This window comes from Phycisphaerales bacterium (genome assembly GCA_020852515.1).
Lineage (GTDB): Bacteria > Planctomycetota > Phycisphaerae > Phycisphaerales > UBA5793 > UBA5793.
Genome location: JADZAS010000013.1, coordinates 280669 through 300539 on the forward strand (window position 1 = coordinate 280669; position 19871 = coordinate 300539).

The window sequence follows — 19871 nt, forward strand, 5'->3', positions numbered from 1 at the left end:
GATCAGCGGTCTCCTGTCCAGCGCCCGATTGGCTTGACGCGCGGCTTGGGAGGCGAAGGCTCGGCCCCGTCCTCCGGCGGCGGGCTGTCCTCGCCGGAGGCATCGTAGCGACCCGGCTCGGGCGGCGCAGCCGACGCGTTCTCTTCATCATTGTCAAACGTCGCCGGATCGATCAGGCGACCCGACGCATCCCGACGCGAGGTGTACCGGGAACCCGGCTCGGGCGCTGCATTCGGCTGCCCACCCGCGCGGCCTGGCTCTTCTGCACGTTCCGCGTCATCCTCCTCGGCCGCAGGCGGGGCCGGCACGAGGCTCCGCAGCGCGATCACCGTTTCGAGCATCGTCACGTCGCGCAGGTATGCAACGCGCGGCTGCGGGCTGGAAAGGTCGATGACCGCCTCGTACACACACTCCGCCGCCACGTCAGACCCCTCGCCGTCGCCCGTCAGCACGCGCCCGAGCACGAGGACGCGCCACGCCGAGGTGCGCCACGTCAGTCGCGGCGCCGCGGCGATCCACTGCTCGCTCGTGAGCGCGCCCGAGTTGACCAGCCACGACACGCCGGCTCGCTCACTGGCGCTGATCGTCTCGCGGGCCGAGATAATCGCCGTCGCCAGTTCGCCGTCCAGGCCGGGTAGAGCCGACAGGACTTCGAGCGGCGCGCGGTTGAGATCGACGTGCCCCTGCGCGAAGTGCTGGTCATCGAGGCAGAAGCCGTCGATGTACTCGTCCGGCTTGCTTTCATCTATGTCCGCCTGCGACAGCAGCGTGTACCACGTCTTCTCGTCGATGACGAGGTCCGGCTCGTTCTGGCGGAAGGTGCGCACCGTGTTGGCCAGTTCATCGCCAAAGCGCCGCGCGATGCGCCGGTGCATGCTGTCGTCGTATTGCGCGTTGAGATTGATGCGGTATCGGCCGCTGGACTGGAGCACGGGCTCGATGCTGTAGACGGTGAGCACGTCCGCCAGGCCGCGCGGCGCCGGCCCGCCCACGCCTCGCTCGAGGTAGCGCAGGCGCCGGTCAAACTGCGCATCGGCGTCGGGCGATTCCGCCGCAGCGCGCTGCACGTCGATGCGCTCGAGCGGGCCGTAGAGCATCTCGGGCGTGATGCCTTCGACCAGCAGCAGGTCGGCAATGGAGTCGAAGCGCCCGCCGGGCCGCTGCTGGCGCGCCGCGACGATCGCCTGGGCCTGCTCGGGCGTGAGCATGTCACCGAGGCGCGAGAGCGAATCGGCGTCGGCCTTGTTGAGGTCGAGTTTGGCGCTTTCGGAGACGAACAACTCATCTTCGAGCCCGACGGGCAGCAGATAGACCATGCCGCGCTCCGTCTCGCTGCCGTAGAGGCTCCAGTTGTCGGTGATCTGTGGCTCGGCGCCGTTGAGCAGATCGGATCGCTGGCGATCGAGTTCCGCCATCACGGCCTGCACGCCCGACCACGCCAGAGCGTGCGCCTGCGAAGTGCGGTTGACCAGCGCCGCGCTGCGCATCTCGGCGCGACCGAGAAACGAGAGGCTCGTCATGATCAGCGCCGCACCGCTGATGATGACAAACACCACCAGCAGGATCACGCCGCGGCGATCCGCGCGCGGAGGCTGCAGCGCACCGGCATTCCCGGTGGAGCGCCTCACTGTGAACCTCCGGTTTCGAGCGGCGGCGGGGCGTCGAGCGCCGTCTCATCGCTGTAACTGCGCCCGTACTCAAACTCCGGCGCATCGGGAATGATGATGAGCCGCACGCGATCCGGCGGCGGCCAATCGCGCCGCTCCTCTTCCATCACTTCGACGGGAACGTCAGTCGAATCCGGCGAGGCTGGCCGCGGCGAGCCGAACATCGCCGCCAGCGGATCATCCGGCTCTTGCGCCAGCAGGTCTTCCTCGAGGCCCGGCTCCTGCGGATCGCGCGGCGGAGCGACGAACCACACCGCCACCTCCACCGCCACCGGCAGCCGCCCGCTCGCGCCGCTGTCAAACCGTTCGACCCAGCCGCTGCCGTTGTGGTAGCGCCACTGCACATAGCCGAGGTCGTCGGCAATATTCGACAATGCCGGATCCGCCGACGCCGCGCCGCGACTGCCCTGCAGCAGTCGCGCGCCGTCATCCCAGCGGAACTCGCTTCGCTGCAGGTCACTCAATGCGGTCGCCAGGCCCTGCGACTGGCCCATCGCCCCGACGCTGCGGCTGAGCACCTTGATCGACGAGCCGTCGCCCACGATCCCCGCACCCTGGCCCGCATCGCTCGCCACCGACGTGCGCAGGTCCTGCTCGAGGCGGTCGAGAAACACCCGCACCGCCTGCGACCGCCGCATGTGCCGGTTCAGTCGATCGCGGCTGGCGGTGAGATTCATGCCGAACGCGAAGACGAGCCCGACGAGGACGAGCAGCAGCCCAAGCGCGACGAGCGTCTCCATCAGCGTGAAGGCGCGGGATGGAGGTTGATGCAGCCGACCACCCTTCATCCGCCACCACCTTCCAGCGGCAGCGGCGGCGCGCCATTGAGCAGCGGGTCCGACTCGAACTCCTCCGGCGCCGACGCATTGAGTCGGATGAGTTGATGGAGCACGGCCAGCTCGGTCTCGTTGCCCACCGAGCCGCTGCGCGCATCGAGAACGCGGATCGTGACGTTGGTCAGCGGGCTGAAGCGCGACGGCTCGGTCTCGACGACGAGCCGCCAGCGCGCCTGGGGCATCTCCGCATTGAATTCGACCTCGCTTTCGCTGAACAGTTCCACATCGACGAGCGAGTCGTTCAGTTGCTCCGCGGTCGTGAGCCCCGCCTCAAGAGCCGCCATCTTCGACACGGCCAGGTCGGCGGCAATCTGCCGGTCGCGCGAGCGCGCCAGCGACGCCGTCATGCTCGTGGTCGAGACGAGGATGATCGATCCCGCCGTCACGAACAGCGACAGCGCGATGAGAATCTCCAGCAGCAGGGCGCCGCGGCGGGCGATCATGGCCCGGTCTCCGTTTCCGCTTCACTGTCGGGTTCGAGCGCGTCGCCGACGTCCGCCGGCGCTGACTCCATGACCGTCACGGTGGCCTGCCCGGTCCAGGGATTGACCTCGATGCGCGATTGTCGCCCGGCCGCATCCACAATCGTGAAGGACGCATCACCAAAGGTCGATCCGTCAGGCATGTAGACAAGAAGGGAGACGGGCTGCGCGTCATGCAGCGAGAAGCGGGCCGCATCGCCCGCAAGCGCCCAAGCCCCGCTCAGGGGCGCCTGCCCATCGGCGTCATCCTCCGCGGGCGGGCGGGTCTGGATGCGAAATCCCTCTGGCAGAACCAGACGCAGTCGCGAGCCTCCCAGCGCCAGCGCCTTGGGATCCCCACCCGCCGCCGCGCCGAGGCGGGCCGACAGGGGCTCGTCTTCACTCGCTGCATCGGGTGTCGCTGCGCTGTCAACCCGATCATCAGGCGAAGCACCCGCGTCCTGTTCTTCGAGTGCGCCGGTGTCGAGCCACGCCGCGTAGAGCGCGCGCTCGCCTGGCTCCCACAGCATCTGCACCGGCCGCCGCTGCCTTTGCGACTCCGCGCGCGACAGCGCCAGCATGGCGATGACCTGATCGGCCGTGGCGTCGAAGCGCGTGCTTTCGAAGCGCCGCGTCATGGCCGGGATGGCCACGGCTGCGGCCGCAATGAGCAGCACGAGCACGATGAGAATCTCGATGAGCGTCAGGCCCGCGCGGCGAGAATGGGCTGGCGACCTCCGGCGGAGCGATCCCGGCCGCGCGGCGGCGAGCCGCGGGCGGACCTTCTCAGCCGCAGCGTCGATGCTCGCGGACAGGCTGCACCTCCCACTCGGTCAGATTCCGCTCTCGCCGGCGTCGGTCTCTTCGTCGTTGGACTCGTCGAGCTTGATGTCGTCGGCCGTGCCCTCTTCGCCGTCCTTGCCGTTGGACCAGAGTTCGTACTTGCGGCCGTCGGCTTCCTCGCCCGTGACCCCCGCCTCTTCATCGATGGGCCGATAGCCGTACTCGTTTCCCCAGCGGTCCTTGAGGTTCTTCTTTCCCTGGGCGAAGTAGTTGCCCATGTGCTTGCCTTGTTCGTTCTCGTCTTCGAGTTTGGTCTTGTCCCAAAGCACGGCGATACCTTCATCCTCAGTGGGATAGCGGCCCATGTCGAGATAGAACTGCTCGAGCGCCGACTCGATCATGCGCAACTGCACGCGCTCAGTGTCTTCAAGCGCCTGGTCGCGGCGGGGCATGAGATTCACCGCCACGATGGCGCCGATCGCCAGGACGATCACCAGCACGATGAGCACTTCAATGAGCGTAAAGCCCGCGGCAGCGCGTCGGCGCATCGCGCGGGGCGAGAATCGGTGAGCCATGTTCATCTCCTTGCACTCGGCGTCAGATGGGCCGCAACGGCGTTGCGTCGATTATACCGACCGGACCCCGTTCGGATTTCACCTCAGCCCGGCCCGGAGCCGGTGCAGTTCAGCCGCCGGCCTGGGCGCTGAGCAGCACGAGCGGCACGACCAGCGCCAGAATGATGAAAAGCAGCGTGGCGCCCAGCAAAAGCAGCAGCAGCGGCTCGAGCAGCCGCACCGCCGTGCTCAGCAGCCGATCGACGCGCGACTCGATCGTCTCGGCAATCGACACCAGCACCTCTTCCAGGTTGTTGGCCGACTCGCCGATTCGAATGACTTCAATCACGTCCTCTTCAAACAGGCCGCTCGACGCCAGCGGCTCGGCGAGCGTCTCGCCGGATTGAACCGACTTGGTCGCCTTCTCGATGGCCTCGATCATCACGGCGTTACCGGTCGCCTCCTTGCTGATCGACATGGCCTGGAGCATCGGAATGCCGTTGGCCAGCAGCGTGCCGAGAATGCGGCAGAAGCGAGCCACTGCTGTGCTCGACACGAGCGGCCCGATGATCCACACGTGCAGCACGTGGCGCGACGCCCACTGCCGCACTTCCGCCTGCTGCCGGGCCCACCACGCGAAAGCAATCAGCCCGGCCGCGGCGACGAACACGAGCCAGCCGTGCTGCGTGAGAAGATCGCTGGCGCCCATGACGATGCGCGTGGGCAGGGGCAGCGTGCCGATGCCTTCGAGCATCGAGCGGAACTTGGGAACAAAAATGATCATGACCGACACAACCACGATCGTGCCCACCACCACGAGCACGATCGGATAGATCATCGAACTGAGAATCGTCGAGCGCAGCTCCGCCTGGCGGTGCAGGAACATCGCCAGGCGCTTGAGGACCTCTTCGAGAAACCCGCCGCGCTCGCCGGCGCGCACCATCGCGATGTGGATGGTTGGAAACGTCCGCGGGTGTTTGGCCATCGACTCGGCCAGTCCCTCGCCATCCGATACGTCTTCCGCGATGCGGCCGATGACCGCGCCGAGTTTGGGATTGCTCTTGCTGCGGCTGAGCAGTTGCAGCGCGCGGAGAATCGGCACGCCGCTGTGGAGCAGTTCGCCCAGCTGCCGGTAGAACGTGGACATCGCCCGGGTCGAGACGCGCACGCCGCGCTCCGAAACGCCCGACTGCTCGCGCACCGAAACGGGGAAGAGCGACTTGGCTTCGAGATCGGCCACGACGGCTTGCGTGCTGTGCCCAGCCGCCTGGCCGACCACGCGCTCGCCCGCGGTGTTCCTGGCGATGTACTCGAAGACGGGCATGGGAAAGGGTAGGAAGGGGCGTGGAGGAGTCGAGGCTGAAGGCGAGGGGACACCGAGGCATCGAGGAGTCGAGGAGTCGAGGCTGAGTGCCGTGGTCAAGCGAGGCTTTGGGAGCGCAGGCCACGCGAGCGCGCGGATCGCGGGCAAACTCCTCTGAAACTCGTGCGCGCTAAAGCGTGGCCCGCCCGTCGCAGCCTTCGATCAGACTCAGGCGAGGAAGCCGACCTCCGGACCATGGCACCCGGCCATGCGAGCGAAACACGAGACCCGCGTCCGACTCTATGATTGCCAATGCTCCTGCTCACCCGCACCGTCCGCTTCTGCATTGGACAGCCCGGCGCGCGGGTGGATGAGGCCACCGGCGGCCGGCACAACACCTTCGCCGCCTGGCCGAGCATGCGCGGCCTGGGCCGGTACTACGAGATCGACGTGCAGTGCGCCGGGCAGGCCGATCCCGTCACGGGCTACTTCCGCAACATCCGCGACATCGACCAGGCGGTGCGGAATGGCGCGCTGCCCATCATCGACGCCGCGATCCGCGACGATCCCAACGTCGAGCCGTGGACGCTCATGACCCGGCTCGTGCAGGCGGTGAACGAAGAATTGGGCGGCTGCGTACGGCAGTTGACGTGGCGCCTCACGCCCTTCTACAGCGTTTCGATGGAGACCGATTCCATGCCCCAGTGCGTGATCCGACAGCAGTTCGAGTTCGCCGCGTCGCACCGGCTCGATTGCGAGAGACTTTCGCCGCAGGAGAACCGCCGCATCTTCGGCAAGTGCAACAACGAAGCGGGCCACGGGCACAACTACCGCGTCGAAGTCGCCGTGGCGATCGATCCCGGCTCGCCGTTCAGCCTGGCGGACCTCGAGGCGATCGTCAGCCGCGCGCTCATCGAGCGCTTCGACCACAAGTATCTCAATGTGGACTGCGCCGAGTTCGCCGATCTGAATCCGAGCGTGGAGAACATCGCGCGCGTGTCGCACGATCTGCTCGAGCCCGAGCTGGCTGCCGCGCGAATGCCGCTGCGCGCTGTGACGGTCTGGGAGACGGAAAAGACCAGTTGCACCTACCCGGGATAGAAAGTCGCCTTGCCGCTCATTCGCGTTGAACATCCCGAGGCGCTCTGGCTGCTGCTGCTGGCGATTCCGCTGGCCGCGGCCGGCTGGTGGCTGCTGTCTTCCTCGGACCAGTTCCGCAAGGGCGTGATCGTCGCCTTGCGCGTGATCGTTTTCGTGCTGCTCGTGCTCGTGCTGGCGGGGCTGTCGCGCGAGGAGAAGCACGATCAGCTGACGGTGATCGGTCTGGCGGATATCAGCGGCTCGGTGCGCCACTTTGCCGATTTCCCGCCCGTCGCCGAGACCGCGCCGCCTGACAACCTGGCCTATATCCGTAAGTGGTTTCGCGAAGCGGCGCGACAGCGCCGCACCGGCGACCGCTTCGGCCTGATCGTCTTCGACGGAGCAGCGCGCGCCGTCACCGCGCCCACGGCGGCCAGGCAATACCACGATCACCCGTTCGACATCGTGCAGCGCGAAGGCACCAACCTTGCGCAGGCCATCGAGTTCGGCCTGGCGATGTTCCCGCCGGACTCGGCCCGGCGGCTCGTGCTCTTCACGGATGGAGTTGAGACCGCAGGCTCCGCGCTGGCCGCCGCGATGGATGCCGCCGGCGTCACGCAAGGCAGTCGCGGCGTGCCCATCGACATCGTTCCCGTCTCCTATCGCGAGGGCGCCGAGGTGCAGGTCGATCGCGTCGAAGTGCCCGCCAACGCGCGGCCGGGCCAGCGCATCACGGCCCGCGTCGTGATCCAGTCCACCGCAGCCGCGTCGGGCCGGCTCGATCTGCTGCTCGAAGGCGAGCCGCTCGATCTCAACGGCCGCGAGCCGGGCCGCTCGCGACCCGTTCAACTCAAGCCCGGCACCAACGTGCAGCTCATTGAAGTCGAACTGGTGCCCACGGCGGTCAATCGCTTCAACGCGGTGTTCACGCTCGACGACCCATCGCAGGACACGATGCTCGAGAACAACGTCGCCGAGGCGTTTACCGTAACGCCTCAGCAGGGCGCGGTGCTCGTGGTCAACAACGTCTACAACGGAGACGGCACGATTCTGCCCAAGGTGCTCGAGGAAGCCGGCCTGACCGTCAAGATCGTCGGCCCGCGCGACCTGCCGCCCAGTCCCGTCGAACTCCAGGCCTACGACCTCGTCATTCTCGAAAACCTCCCCGCCGAGGAAGTGCCCGCCGACCAGCAGAAGCTGCTCGCGCAGTACGTGCAGGACTTTGGCGGCGGTCTAGTCATGGTCGGCGGCTACGACAGTTTCGGCGCCGGCGGGTGGATCAACACGCCGCTCGATCCCATCATCCCCGTGGACATGCGCATCCCCGATGAACTGCGCGTGCCCACCGCAGCCATCGCCATCGTGCTCGACCGGTCCGGATCGATGAACGACGCGGGCGGCCCGGGCCAGACCAAGCAGGAAGTCGCCAACGAAGGCGCGGCTGTCGCCATCGGCACGCTCGACCGCATGGACTACATCACCGTCATCGCCTTCAGCGGCGGCGCCGACGTCGTCGTGCCCATCCGGCGCGTCGGCGACTCAAAAGACATCGCCAAAAAAGTGCGATCAATCACCGGCGACGGCGGCACGAACATGGGCCCGGCGCTGCGCCAGGCCGAGCAGTCGCTCAAGAGCGTCGAGGCCGACGTCAAGCACGTCATCTGCCTCACCGACGGCCGCAGCATGCCTGATGACTTCATCGGCATCGCGCGCTCCATGCGGCAAAGCGGCATCACGCTCAGCACCATCGCGGTCGGCCAGGACATCGACGGCCCCCTGCTGAGCCAGTTGGCGACGGAAGGTGGCGGCGAGTTCTACGCCGTCATCAACCCGCGCATCCTGCCGCGCATCTTCGTCAAGGAGATTCGCGTCGTGCGCCGCCCGCTGGTGCGCGAAATACCCTTCACGCCGTTTGTCGAAGCGGCCGGCTCGCCGCTCACGGACGCCCTGCCGCGCCCGATTCCGCAACTGGGCGGACTGGTGCTGACCCAGCCGCGCGACAATCCGGATGTGAACCTGCTGATGGTTGCGCCCGAGGGCCAGCCGATTCTCGCGCACTGGCAGGCGGGCCTGGGACGCGTCGCGGCGTTTACCTCCGACGCGCACGACCGCTGGGCCCGCGAGTGGATCGACTGGCCCGGCTACCGGCAGATGTGGACAGCGCTGGCCCGCACCATCGCCCGCCCCGCCGGAAGCAGCAACTTCGAGCTCATGACGACCTTCGATGGCGACCGGCTCGTCGTCACGCTGCGCCACATCGACGTCGATGAAGACGAGTCGAAACAGCCCTCTCCCACCATGGTCTCCGTGCCCGGAGTCGCCTACATGCCCGACGGCCGGCGCCTCGAGCTGCGCCTGCGCCCCACCGGGCCCGGCGCCTATTCGGCGGTACTTCCGGCCGAGGACAGCGGTCACTACGTCGTCGCGCTCACGCCGCGCCTGGCCGGCGGCGCGGTGGACCTGGTCATCGGGGGCGTCAGTCGCAGTTCAGGGATCGAATACCGCCGGCTCGTGAGCAACATCGACCTGCTCGAAGAGATCGCCAGTCGCACGGGCGGCCGACTGCTCGACTGGCAACGCCCGGCCGAGGCGGATCTCTTCGACCGCAAGGAAATCCCGCCCAGCATCGGGCTCGTGCCGATGTGGGGGCCGCTGCTCATATTGGCGACGCTGCTGTTTGTCATGGATGTGGCGTCGCGCCGCATCGCGTGGAGCACGCCGGCGATCGTGGCCGCCCTGCAGCGAGCCCGCGCTCGCGTGGGCATGGGCGGCGTCGTCACCACGGGCGAGGCGACCGCGGTCGGCTCGCTGCGGCGCGCCGTCGATGCGATCGAGCAGCGGCTCAATTCCGAGCGCGAAACCTTCGAGCAGCGCCGCCAACCGCAGCGCACAGGCCAGGCCGAGCCCGGCGAGCCGATCGAACTGGCCACCGAGATCGAGGCGGCAGCGCGTGCCGCCGCGGAACCGACGCCGGAAGATCTTGAGAAGATCGAACGGGAGCGCGAAACCCGGCGGCGGGCCCTGGCTCAGAAGCGGCGCGAAGCGCTCGCGGCGATCAAGGGCAAAGAGCGCCCTCCCGATCCCAAGGCAGCCGCCGAACCGCCGCCGCCCGCCGACGGCCCGCGCACCTCCCAGACGCTCGCCGAGCGCATGCGAAAACGCCGCGAGCAGGAGCGAGGCTGACGGCGATCACTCCGCCCCGTCTGCCCGGCGCGACCATTCGAATTCCAGCGGCTCGAGTTCGGCCGCCAGCGACGCCCGCTCATCGCTGAGCTTCTTCGTCTTGCGCCCATCGGTGTGCACGCGCACGTCCATCAGCGACTCGTCAATCGCCCGGATGCGATTCTCGATCTCTTCGATGCGCGCTTCGAGTTTGGACATGCTCATCTTCGTGAGCGAACCGCTCGAAGCGGGCGCCTTATTCACATTCTTCGACTTCACGACCGGCGCCGGGGGCTGCTCGCGCTTGCGCTCCGCCGCCTGGGCTTTGGCCTGCGCTGCCGCCGCGTTTTCGCGCTGCCGGAGTTCTTTCCACGCCGTGTAATTGCCGGCCATCTGCCGCACCTGACCCTGGCCGTCGAGCGCGATGATCCGGTCCACGCACGCGTCGAGCAGCGCGCGGTCGTGGCTGATGAGCAGCATCGTGCCGTCAAAGCCCGTCTCCGGGTTGAGCGCTGCTTCGAGCCGTTCGGACGACGGAATGTCGAAGTGGTTCGTCGGCTCGTCGAGCACGAGCACGTTGTGCCCGCCCGCCACGAGGCCGGCGAGGATCACGCGGCTGCGCTCGCCGCCGCTGAGCACGCGCAGCACCTTGTCCTGATCATCCCCGCTGAACAGAAATGCTCCCGCCAGGTCGCGCGCCTGCTGCTCGCTGGCGCGCCGCCCGCCGTCGATCGACAGGATGACGGACTGCAGGTACTCCCACACCGTCAGATCGAGATCGAGCCCTTCGTGCAACTGGCTGAAGTGTCCGATGCTCACGTTACTGCCGATGCGCACCTTCCCGCCGTCGGGGTTCATCTCGCCGATGAGGCACTTGGCCAGCGTGGATTTGCCGCTCCCGTTGGGCCCGATGATGCCGATGCGCTCGCCGCGCCCGATGGATATCTCCAGGTCGTGAAACAGAGTGCGGCCGTCGTAGGCCTTGCTCAACCCGTCGGCGCTGAAGACGATGTCGCCCGTGCGCGGCGCCTTGGGAAGGTTCAGCCGCATCACGTTCATTTCCATCGGCCGGTCGATCGTCTCGTTGTCGATGTAGCGCTCGAGGCGCGAGAGGCGCCCCTGCGCCTGCCTCGCCCGCTGGCCCGCGCGGTAGCGGTCGATGAACTTCTGCTCGCTGCGGATGCGGTCCTGCTGCTTCTCGTACACGCGCTGCTCGACCACCTTGCGCTCCGCCCGCAGTTCGCGGAACTTGGCGTAGTTGCCCGGATACGTCGAGACGCGGCCGGGCTCGAGTTCGATGATCCGATGCACGACGCGATCAAGCAGGTACCGGTCGTGGCTGACGAGGATGACCGTACCCTTGAACTGCTCGGCGAGGAAGTTCTCGAGCCACTGCCGCCCGTCGATGTCGAGGTGGTTCGTCGGCTCGTCGAGCAGCAGCAGGTCCGGATTCTCCAGCAGCAGCCGGGCCAGCGCAACCCGCGAGCGCTGCCCGCCGGAGAGCGCGCTGACCGGCAGTTCAAACTGCTCATCGACGAAACCCAGGCCGTGCAGCGTCTCCTTGATCCGGTGCTCCACCGCATAGCCGCCGAGGCGGTCCATCTCTGCTTCGAGGCGCTCGTAGCGCTTCATGATGCGCTCAAGTTCGTCGCCGCTGGTCTCGCCCATGCGGTGGGCCAGTTCGTGCATCTGCTCGTGGGCGGCGTGGAGTTCGGCAAAGGCGCTCTCCGCCACGTCAAAGAGCGTCATCGCCGCGTCGAACTTCGGATCCTGCGCGAGGTAGCCCACGCGCGCGCCGCGCTGCACGATCGCCTCGCCGCTCTCGGCCGCAAACTCGCCGGCAATCAACCGCAGCAGCGTCGACTTGCCCGCGCCGTTGCGCCCGACCAGACCGACCCGCTCGCCCGGCTCGACTGAAAACGTCACGCCGTCGAGCACCCGGCGGATGCCGATCGAATACGTCACATTCGTCAATGCCAGAAGGGGCATGGTGGAGGGAAGTCTACTTCTGAAGTGGAACGAAACGCCGCCGCGCTCACATCGGCTTGTCGCCGATCGTCTGGTCGAAGACCTCGAGCAGTTTGGTCTTGTCGAAGATCATCTCGGGCCGGGACATGCCGACGATGGCGTACTGCGGCGTGAGTTCGATTGCATCGACCGGGCACGCCTCTTCGCACATGCCGCAGTAGATGCACCGCAGTTCGTCGATGTCGAACTGCTTGGGGTACTTCTCCCGATCGTCCCAGGGCGACTCTTCGGCGACGATGTGAATGCAGTGCGCCGGACAAGCCGTCGAGCACATGAAGCACGCGACGCACTTGACGCGCCCGTCCTCATCCTTGTTGAGCCGGTGCACGCCGCGGAAGTTGCCAGGATAGATCCCGCCGTCGAGTACGTCGTGGTCCTCGCGCCGCTCTTCGGGGTACTGCAGCACGCGGTCGTGGTACGCGCCCTTGCCGTCGCGCCCGATGTTGCCCAGCATGTGGCGCAGCGTCACGCCCAGGCCCTTGAACACGGCGGGCAGAAACGCCGACTCGTAGCGCCCCAGACTCGGGGGCGTCAGGACGACGACATCTTCATCGCGCATTGGCATAAGGCCAATTGTAGCGGCCGGCCCGGCGCGGCGGAAGTCGGGGGATTCCCGGACCTCCACCCACGGGACTGAGAATCCAGCATCAGCGCGTGGAATAGCCGCGCCGCCGGGCGCATCTCCAATGCAGCCCGCATCGAGCCGATGCGGCAAGTCAGATCGGACGGCCAGGCGCAGCCACTTGGGCCGCGTGAAAGCGGCAAGGCGATTGTGCGTCCGACTCGAACGAGAAAGGAGACCGTCATGCTCACCCGCGCCAACACCTCCCTCTTCCACCGCCACCTCGCGCTGGCCGCGCCCATCTTCGGCGCTGCACTCTGGCTGCTGGCGCCGGCGAGCACCGCCCTGGCCGCCGACCCACCCTGCCGCCGCGGACCCACCGTGCACCGCACCTCCGTGCGCATCGTCATCGGCGGCCGCCTCGGCGACCGGCGCGACCGCAGCCGCTGCGACAGCCGATGCGATGACCGCTGCGACGGCCGGCACGACGACCGCTGGGGAGACTGGGATCGCGGACGCGACTGGGATCGCGATCGGGGACGCGACTACGGCCGCCACGACGACCTGCTCTACCGGGGCGATTCGCGCTTCGGCGGTGACCGGTACTACGGCCTCGACTCCCAGGCCTGGTGCGAACTCACCAGCGGCCGCTACACGCGCGCCAAGCGCGACTTCCTCGACCAGATCGAGTGCCACCCCTGCGAGCCCGTGCCGCGCATCGGCTACTCCATCGCGTGCGGCCGGCTGGAGCACTGGCGCGAGGCCGAATCCTCGATGCGCCGGGCCGTGGAGCTGGATGTCAAAGCGTTCGACGCCATCTGCGTCGATTCCGATCTTCGCCGGGAAATCCGCTGCCTCCTCGACCAGTACGAATCACAACTGCGCCACTGCAGCACCGAAGCCGATGTGCACTTCATGATCGCCTCGCTGCAGAGCCTGCTTGGCAACTGGAACGCGGCGCTGTGCTCGATCGAAAACGCCCAGCGCTTCGGCGACTGCTCCGTCTCGGCCCGCGAACTCGAGTGCTTCATCGAGTCGCACCTCAAGTGCGAACCGCATCGTGAAGGAAGAGAAACAGGCCGCGGACGCCATTGATGGATGAGCCGCGCCCGCGCCTGCCGCGGCGCGGCGGTCATCCAAATTCGTATCCGCCGGACAATCGGGGCGAGCCACTTCGCCCCGGTTGTCATTTGGAGCCCGGCTGCACCCGCAGGTCCTGCTGCGCGTTGATCGTCGAACCCGGCGCCGGCGGCAGTCCCAGCAGCGCCAGCGCCAGATTGCCCGCGTCGCCGTTGCGGATCGGCTGGAGCCGCCGCGCTGCTTTATCTTCGGCGCTGCCTGGCCGGCCGGAACCGGGATCGCGGCGCGTCTCGGCGTTGATCTCGTACAGATCGACACGCTGCGCCTGATCGCCCAGCCACACCACGAACGGGATCGTGTAGTTCGCCGCTTTCGTTTCGTCGAGGTGCGTCTTGAACGGAGCGCCGCCGCCGTGGTCCGTGGTGAGAATGACGGCGGTGCGGCCGCAGTGCGCCTCGTCGCCGTCGACCGCCGCGAGCAGGCGACCAAGTTGCGCGTCGATCGACTGCACCGTCTGCATGTAGGGCGAGCCGACCGCGCGGTCCCACCCGCTGCGGTGCCCGACGAGATCCGTGTCGGCGTAGTGCAGGAACACCAAGCCGCGATCCCACTCACGGAGCGTCTCAACGGCGCGACTGGTAACTTCCTCAATGCTCGCGCACCGCGCCGCTCTGGTGATGGTCAGGTCCTGCTCATCATCGCCGCCGTTGAAACTCTTGACCCACAGCGAGAACTTGCTTTTGCCGTAGTAGAGGGCCGTCGACACGCCGTGCTCGTGTGCGACGTCAAAGATACTGACGATCTCCCGGCCCGCGTGCGACTGCAGCGTGGCCAGCGGCGGCGGATCGGTGTTGGCCGTCCACAGGTGCCCGTGCGGTCCCTTTACGGGCCGGCCGGTGATCATGCTGGTGTGGTTCGGCAGCGTGAGGGTGTAATCCGGATCGGTGCGGGCGTTGTGCGTGCTCGCCCCGCTCTCGAGCCGCGCGAAGTTCGGCAGCGCATCGGCGCCGTGTTCGGCCACCAGCCCCGGGAGCAGGCCATCGACACTCACGACGAAGACAAAGTTATACCGCGCTTCAACCGGCGCCGGCGAAGGCGCTTCGGCAGGCCCCGGTTCAAGCACGGGAGGATCGGCGAACCCGGCGAAGCACAGCGCCGCGACGACAAAAAAGGAGAATATGCGTTGCATGCCTCGACCCTCGCTCCACGCCATCGACGGACTTCACTTGGCGAGCAGCGCCGGCGCCACGTCAAAGTACGTAAGCACAAAGACCAGCGCGATGCCGATGATGTTAAGCCACAGCCCCGCCCTGCACATTTGCGCGATCGTAATTTCACCAGAGCCGAACACGATCGCGTTGGGCGGCGTGGCCACCGGCATCATGAACGCCAGGCTCACGGAGATCGTCGCCGGCACGATGAGCAGAATCGGCTCGATGTTCAGCCCCAGGGCGATGGCGCTGAGCACCGGCAGGAACGTCGCGATCGTAGCGGTGTTGCTCGTCAGTTCGGTCAAAAAGACCAGCAGCGTGATCACCGCCAGCACCAGCAGCCACTCCGGCACATTCTGCATCGACTGCACACCAAGGCCGATCGAATCCGCCAGCCCGGAACTCCTGACCGCCGCGGCAAGGCTGAGTCCGCCGCCGAACAGCAGCAGCGTACCCCACGGCAGTTTCACCGCCTGTTCCCAGGTGAGCAGGAACACGCCACGCTTCCAGTCGATGGGCAGCCCGAAAAGCACGAGCGCGGCGCCGATCGCGATCACCGAGTCGTTCACGCCCGCCAGCGGCCGCCACGGCGGCGCGCCGATCTCGATGAGCGCCAGCATCGGCCGCGTCACCCACAGGATCGCGGTGATGAGGAACACGATCAGCACCGCGAGTTCGGCTCGCGACATCGGACCCTGGTTCTCGAGTTCGCGCCGGATCAGCGCCCGGCCGCCGGGAATCTCGCGGATCCTGATGGGATACACGATGCGCGTGAGCACCGCCCAGGCAATGGGGATGAACACGACGACAAACGGCACGCCGACAAGCATCCATCGCGCAAAGGAGATCTCGATGCCGAGTTCGGCAAGGTGTTCCACCATGAAGATGTTGGGCGGCGTGCCGATGATCGTGCCCACGCCGCCGATCGACGCGCCGTACGCCGTGCCCAGCAGCAGACACACAGCAAAGTTGAACTGCCCGCCGGCGCCGGTGGGAACCTGCCCGCCTGTCTTCTCGATCTCGCGCCGCACGAGCGTGATGACGCTGATGGCGATGGGCAGCATCATCACGACCGTGGCGGTGTTGGAAACCCACATGCTCAGTGCCGCGCTGGCGATCATGAAGCCCGCCACGAGCGCCGCCGGCCGCGTGCCCACGAGCAGGACGATGCTCAGCGCCAGGCGCCGGTGCAGCCCCCAGCGCTCCATGGCCAGCGCCATCATGAACCCGCCCATGAACAGGAAGATCACATCGTCGGCATACGGCGCGGTCGCCTTTGCCGCGCTGATCTCACCGCCGGTGAGCAGCGGAAACAGCGCGATGGGCAGCAGAGCCGTCGCCGCAATCGGGAGCGCTTCAGTGATCCACAGCGTGGCCATGAACACCCCCACGGCGGCGACGACGCGCCCGGTGGAGCCCATGATGACCTCGCCGCCGGCGCCGCGCACCTCCGCCGGCACCAAGGCCCACACGACCAGGCCCAGAGCCGGCGCCAGCCCAAGACCGATCCACCGCGCCAGGTGCGATCGCGCCTCGGTCGGCTCGTCGGCGCGCGGCATGTTCGAGCCGGTCGCGGTCATCTGCGAATCTCAAAGGAATCGAATTCACCCGAGGCGGCGGAGCGCTCAATGCGCTCGCTTGAGATGAAGCCGGGCATGTCAGCGCGGATGAGGGCGAGCAGTTCGTCGAGCCGCTGAGGCGTGTCCTCGGCCGTGAGACGAACGGACCCGTCCGGCTGATTGCGCACCCAGCCGGGAATGCCCAGCCGCCGCGCGGCCCTGGCGGCGGTGATTCGAAATCCGACCCCCTGCACGCACCCCTCGAAAACTACCGTCCATCGCTCGGTCTGCGAGCCGCTCATGTCCGCCTCCATCGGGCGTGTCCCGGGCATTGAAGCACAACGCGCCATCGAATCCAGCCGGGGCGGCGGGATCGGGTCCTCCTCCCTGTTTCAAATATTTTTGAAACAACTAGTGGCCGGCGAAGAGGCGGCCGCTATGCTCGCAAGAACCCCCATGACCGCTTCCTCCAAGCCACATCGGGCCGCCGACCACAGCCGCCAGGGCCGCTCGGGCCAGCCGCTGCACGAGGGGCAAAACCGCTTCGTCAGCATCTGGGGCGAGATGGGATCTTCGTGGGGCATCCCGCGCACCATGGCTGAGGTCCACGCCCTGCTCTACATCGTGGGCCAGCCGCTCAACACCGACCAGATCATGGAGCGACTCTCCATCAGCCGGGGCAGCGCGAGCATGTCGCTCAAGTCCCTCCACGACTGGGGCCTCATCAGCCGGGTCCACAAGCGCGGCGACCGCAAGGAATACTACCGCGCCGAGCAGGATGTCTGGCAGGTCTTTCGCATCATCACCCGCGAGCGCAAGCGGCGCGAGATCGACCCCGTTCTCATGGCACTGCACGACTGCCGCGATCTCACCGGACCGCGGCGCCAGCAGGATGCCGGCGATCAGCAGGTCGAGTCGCACAATGATCGCCTCGATCGGATGATCGAGTTCATCGAACTCATCGACTCGCTCGCGGACCAGTTCGTCAGCCCGGCGGGCAAGGGTCTCCAACTGGCCGTGGGCCTGCTCGGGAAGGTGGTCTGATGTGACGCGCGCTCCGCAGGTCATTGAGGCCCCCCGCAACCGCCTTGCCGATGCGCCCGCGGCCGACGCCACGCGCACGAGCCTGGCCCGCGCCACATGGAGCATCCATGTGCCCGGCGAAGGTGGCGACATGCCGACCACTGCCCTCGCCGGCGCCGAAGTGGACTGGCTCGAACGGCCCGCGCCTCGCCGGCAGACCGACGGGCGTCCGCCGGTGCTCGTCCTCACCTTCTGGCGCCAGTCGGCGCCGGGCGACGACGCCTCGCGCCGCGTGCTGGCCGTGTTCTCGAGCGATGCTTGCGTGGGCGCTGCCAGGCACACGCCGCAGGTCGCGTCCTTCGATCTCGCGGAGGCGCCTTCGGGCTTGAACCTCGAGGTCCGGTGCGGCGGACCGGTCTTTCGGATCGCACAGTGGAAGGCTGCGGGCGCTGCAGCGCCTCTGGCGTGGTGCCGGAGCATTGCACCCAGCCTGCTCGGCCTGGCCGGCGGGCAGTATCGCCTCGTCGAGGCGTCCATCGAGGCGAACCTGGCGCTTCGCCTGGCGCAGCGCGCCCGGCGCTCGCGCGAAGCGGTGTGAGCCACCACGTATCCACAATTCGTTCGCAATGTACACACGCGCGCCCTGTGAAAAAAATTTACACGGCGCAAACACTTGTGTTTGCAATGTTCCCGGACGTGTGGACGCGAATTGCGCTCACGAGATGCTTGTGAATCGCTCACCGGTGTGGTATTCTGTAGCCGAACCAGGACGGTTCCGAGGATCGGGCCGAGGGTGGTCTCAAAAAGTTTTCATTCCTTCTGATTGCTGCCGGCCCCCATCGCGCCGCGCAGCCTTCCACCCGCCCCGCTCCTCCACGATAGTGTTTGCCCGCCGAGGTGCGAACGGACTCCCCCGCAGGTAATGACAAAAGAGTGTGGCATCGGCGCCGCGAGGCTCCGATGACGGGGTGGACTTGAACCGTTTCGGCTGATATTCGCATCGAGACATCAGAACTCGAAGGAAGAGGGAACAGTGGCTGCAACCGCTGCGGCAAACGGTATGGCTGCGCGCCTGTGCGAAGACTTGGCACATCGACTTGGACCCGCCAAGTTCGGCCTCTGGTTTGAACAGACTGCGCAGCTGCACGTCGAAAAAGACCGCCTGCGGATCACCGTGCCCACCCGCTTTCACGCCGACTGGATCGAACGCCACTTCCGTCAGGATCTCCGCGATTCAACCGCAAGCGCCGCCGGCGTCGATCTGCCGCTCGAACTCGCGGTTGAGCCCAAGGCCTTCCCCGGCCTTGCCGCCGAGGCGCCCTCGGGAGCCGCGCCCGTGGCGCCGCACCTGCCGCGGCGGCGCCGGACCGGCGGTTCGCTCGGGTCGCGCTTCGACGCGCGCTTCGACCTTGAGCGCTTCGTCGTCGGCGTGAGCAACGAGATGGCCTACCGCGCCGCGTGCGCCATGGCCGACGGCAACGCGACGTTCAACCCATTGTTCATTCACGGCGGATGCGGGCTGGGCAAGACCCACCTGCTCCAGGGCATCTGCCGCCGCTGCCGCGAGAGCCGGCCGGACTTCCGCCTGCGTTACGTCACCGGCGAGCAGTTCACCAATGAGTTCATCGCCGCGGTGCGCTCCAACGATCTCGATTCCTTCCGCCGGCCGTATCGGGAACTGGACCTGCTGGCGATCGACGACGTTCATTTCCTCTCCAACAAGAAGGCGACGCAGAACGAGTTCCTGGCCACCTTCGACGCCATCGGGCTCGTCGGCTCGCGCGTCGTGCTCGCCAGCGACGAGCACCCGCGGCAGATCCGCCAGTTCCACCAGCGGCTGGTGAGCCGCCTGCTCTCGGGCATGGTCGTCGAGATTCAACTTCCGGACATCGAGACGAGGCGGCAGATCATCGCGCGATGGGCGCGCGAAAAAGGGCTGACGTTCCATCCGGCGGCGGTGGAGGCGCTGGCGGAACGCTGCATCGGGTCCGTGCGCGAGATCGAGGGCACACTGACCCGGCTCGAGGCGCTGGCGATGATCAGCGACGGCCAGCAGGCGGCTCACGGCACATGCGGCGGCGAAGTCGGCATGGTGCTCGTGAGCCGCCTGTTCGGCGAGCAGGCGGAGGATCTGCGCCCCAACGTCCGCGTCGAGTCGATCATGTCCACCGTCGCCCAGCGCCTCGGCGTCGAGCCCAGCCGGCTCGCCGGCACCAGCCGGCACCGCGACGTGGTGCTGGCGCGCTCGCTCACGGCCTATCTGGCGCGGAAACTCACCACCCGGAGTTTCCCCGAAATCGCCCGCGCCATGGGCCGCTCCAATCACAGCACTATCGTCACCGCCGCCCAGCGCATCGAGCGCCAACTCTCCGCCGACGCCCGCGTGACCCTCCGCGACGCCGAGGCGCCCATGTCGTTGCGATACCTTGTCGATTCCCTGCGCGTCGCCCTCACGCGGCCGCGCTCCGCCGCCTCGACCTGATTCGGGCGGCTCCAACCGAATCCCCTCCGACCGCGGCGTCGGCCACCCCTTCGGCCGACGCCGCGCGTTCTTCTGGACCG

At 67.4% G+C, this 19871-nt stretch carries 17 protein-coding genes; 6 read left to right on the forward strand and 11 right to left on the reverse strand.

Translation table 11 applies throughout. The features are described 5' to 3' along the window. Window positions 1–2: 2 nt before the first annotated feature. The 6 genes from IT430_07350 to IT430_07375 all read right to left on the reverse strand — a co-directional run bounded on the left by IT430_07350 (window position 3) and on the right by IT430_07375 (window position 5625). Entirely contained in the window at window positions 3–1568 is a 1566-nt protein-coding gene (locus IT430_07350) for a helix-hairpin-helix domain-containing protein (protein MCC6907739.1), read from the reverse strand. Between the two features lie 56 nt (window positions 1569–1624). Beyond that, entirely contained in the window at window positions 1625–2455 is an 831-nt protein-coding gene (locus IT430_07355) for a hypothetical protein (protein ID MCC6907740.1), read from the reverse strand. Beyond that, a complete protein-coding gene (locus IT430_07360) occupies window positions 2452–2946 on the reverse strand; it encodes a hypothetical protein (GenBank protein MCC6907741.1) in 495 nt (164 codons plus the stop codon). Before IT430_07360 ends, IT430_07355 begins: the two co-directional genes overlap by 4 nt. Then, window positions 2943–3647 (reverse strand): hypothetical protein, encoded by a 705-nt coding sequence (locus IT430_07365; GenBank protein ID MCC6907742.1) that lies wholly within the window; start codon window positions 3645–3647, stop codon window positions 2943–2945. The genes IT430_07360 and IT430_07365 overlap by 4 nt, the downstream gene beginning before the upstream one ends. A 150-nt stretch (window positions 3648–3797) precedes the next feature. After that, window positions 3798–4322 (reverse strand): type II secretion system protein GspG, encoded by a 525-nt coding sequence (locus IT430_07370; protein ID MCC6907743.1) that lies wholly within the window; start codon window positions 4320–4322, stop codon window positions 3798–3800. Window positions 4323–4431: 109 nt separating this feature from the next. Further along, window positions 4432–5625 (reverse strand): type II secretion system F family protein, encoded by a 1194-nt coding sequence (locus IT430_07375; protein ID MCC6907744.1) that lies wholly within the window; start codon window positions 5623–5625, stop codon window positions 4432–4434. Window positions 5626–5916: 291 nt separating this feature from the next. Here IT430_07375 and IT430_07380 point away from each other — a divergent pair, with 291 nt between their 5' ends. Both IT430_07380 and IT430_07385 read left to right on the forward strand, forming a co-directional pair. After that, window positions 5917–6705 (forward strand): 6-carboxytetrahydropterin synthase, encoded by a 789-nt coding sequence (locus IT430_07380; GenBank protein MCC6907745.1) that lies wholly within the window; start codon window positions 5917–5919, stop codon window positions 6703–6705. 9 nt (window positions 6706–6714) lie between these two features. Beyond that, on the forward strand, window positions 6715–9867 hold the full coding sequence (locus tag IT430_07385) for a VWA domain-containing protein (protein ID MCC6907746.1): 3153 nt from the start codon (window positions 6715–6717) through the stop codon (window positions 9865–9867). A gap of 6 nt (window positions 9868–9873) precedes the next feature. Here the strand turns inward: IT430_07385 and IT430_07390 are convergent, their stop codons facing one another. Then, a complete protein-coding gene (locus tag IT430_07390) occupies window positions 9874–11835 on the reverse strand; it encodes an ABC-F family ATP-binding cassette domain-containing protein (GenBank protein ID MCC6907747.1) in 1962 nt (653 codons plus the stop codon). A 46-nt stretch (window positions 11836–11881) separates the two neighbouring features. Then, window positions 11882–12439, reverse strand: coding sequence for an NADH-quinone oxidoreductase subunit I (locus IT430_07395; GenBank protein MCC6907748.1), 558 nt, complete (start codon window positions 12437–12439; stop codon window positions 11882–11884). A 240-nt stretch (window positions 12440–12679) separates the two neighbouring features. On the opposite strand from IT430_07395, the gene IT430_07400 reads away from it, so the two are divergent. After that, window positions 12680–13531, forward strand: coding sequence for a hypothetical protein (locus IT430_07400; protein ID MCC6907749.1), 852 nt, complete (start codon window positions 12680–12682; stop codon window positions 13529–13531). Window positions 13532–13622: 91 nt separating this feature from the next. Here IT430_07400 and IT430_07405 read toward each other — a convergent pair whose 3' ends face one another. From IT430_07405 to IT430_07415, 3 genes are read right to left on the reverse strand one after another with little or no spacing between them, the layout of a single operon-like run. Further along, on the reverse strand, window positions 13623–14705 hold the full coding sequence (locus IT430_07405; protein MCC6907750.1) for an alkaline phosphatase family protein: 1083 nt from the start codon (window positions 14703–14705) through the stop codon (window positions 13623–13625). Between the two features lie 33 nt (window positions 14706–14738). Further along, complete coding sequence (locus IT430_07410) at window positions 14739–16307, reverse strand: DASS family sodium-coupled anion symporter (GenBank protein ID MCC6907751.1); 1569 nt, start codon at window positions 16305–16307, stop codon at window positions 14739–14741. Then, a complete protein-coding gene (locus tag IT430_07415; protein MCC6907752.1) occupies window positions 16304–16588 on the reverse strand; it encodes an acylphosphatase in 285 nt (94 codons plus the stop codon). Before IT430_07415 ends, IT430_07410 begins: the two co-directional genes overlap by 4 nt. 154 nt (window positions 16589–16742) lie before the next feature. Here IT430_07415 and IT430_07420 point away from each other — a divergent pair, with 154 nt between their 5' ends. The 3 genes from IT430_07420 (at window position 16743) to dnaA (ending at window position 19791) form a co-directional block, all read left to right on the forward strand. Beyond that, window positions 16743–17330: an ArsR family transcriptional regulator gene (locus tag IT430_07420; protein MCC6907753.1), complete on the forward strand. Its 588-nt coding sequence runs from the start codon at window positions 16743–16745 to the stop codon at window positions 17328–17330. A 1-nt stretch (window position 17331) separates the two neighbouring features. After that, window positions 17332–17907 carry a hypothetical protein gene (locus IT430_07425; GenBank protein ID MCC6907754.1) on the forward strand — a complete coding sequence of 192 codons (576 nt, stop codon included), beginning with the start codon at window positions 17332–17334 and terminating at the stop codon, window positions 17905–17907. A 435-nt stretch (window positions 17908–18342) separates the two neighbouring features. Continuing rightward, on the forward strand, window positions 18343–19791 hold the full coding sequence (dnaA, locus tag IT430_07430) for a chromosomal replication initiator protein DnaA (GenBank protein ID MCC6907755.1): 1449 nt from the start codon (window positions 18343–18345) through the stop codon (window positions 19789–19791). Window positions 19792–19871 lie beyond the last annotated feature (80 nt).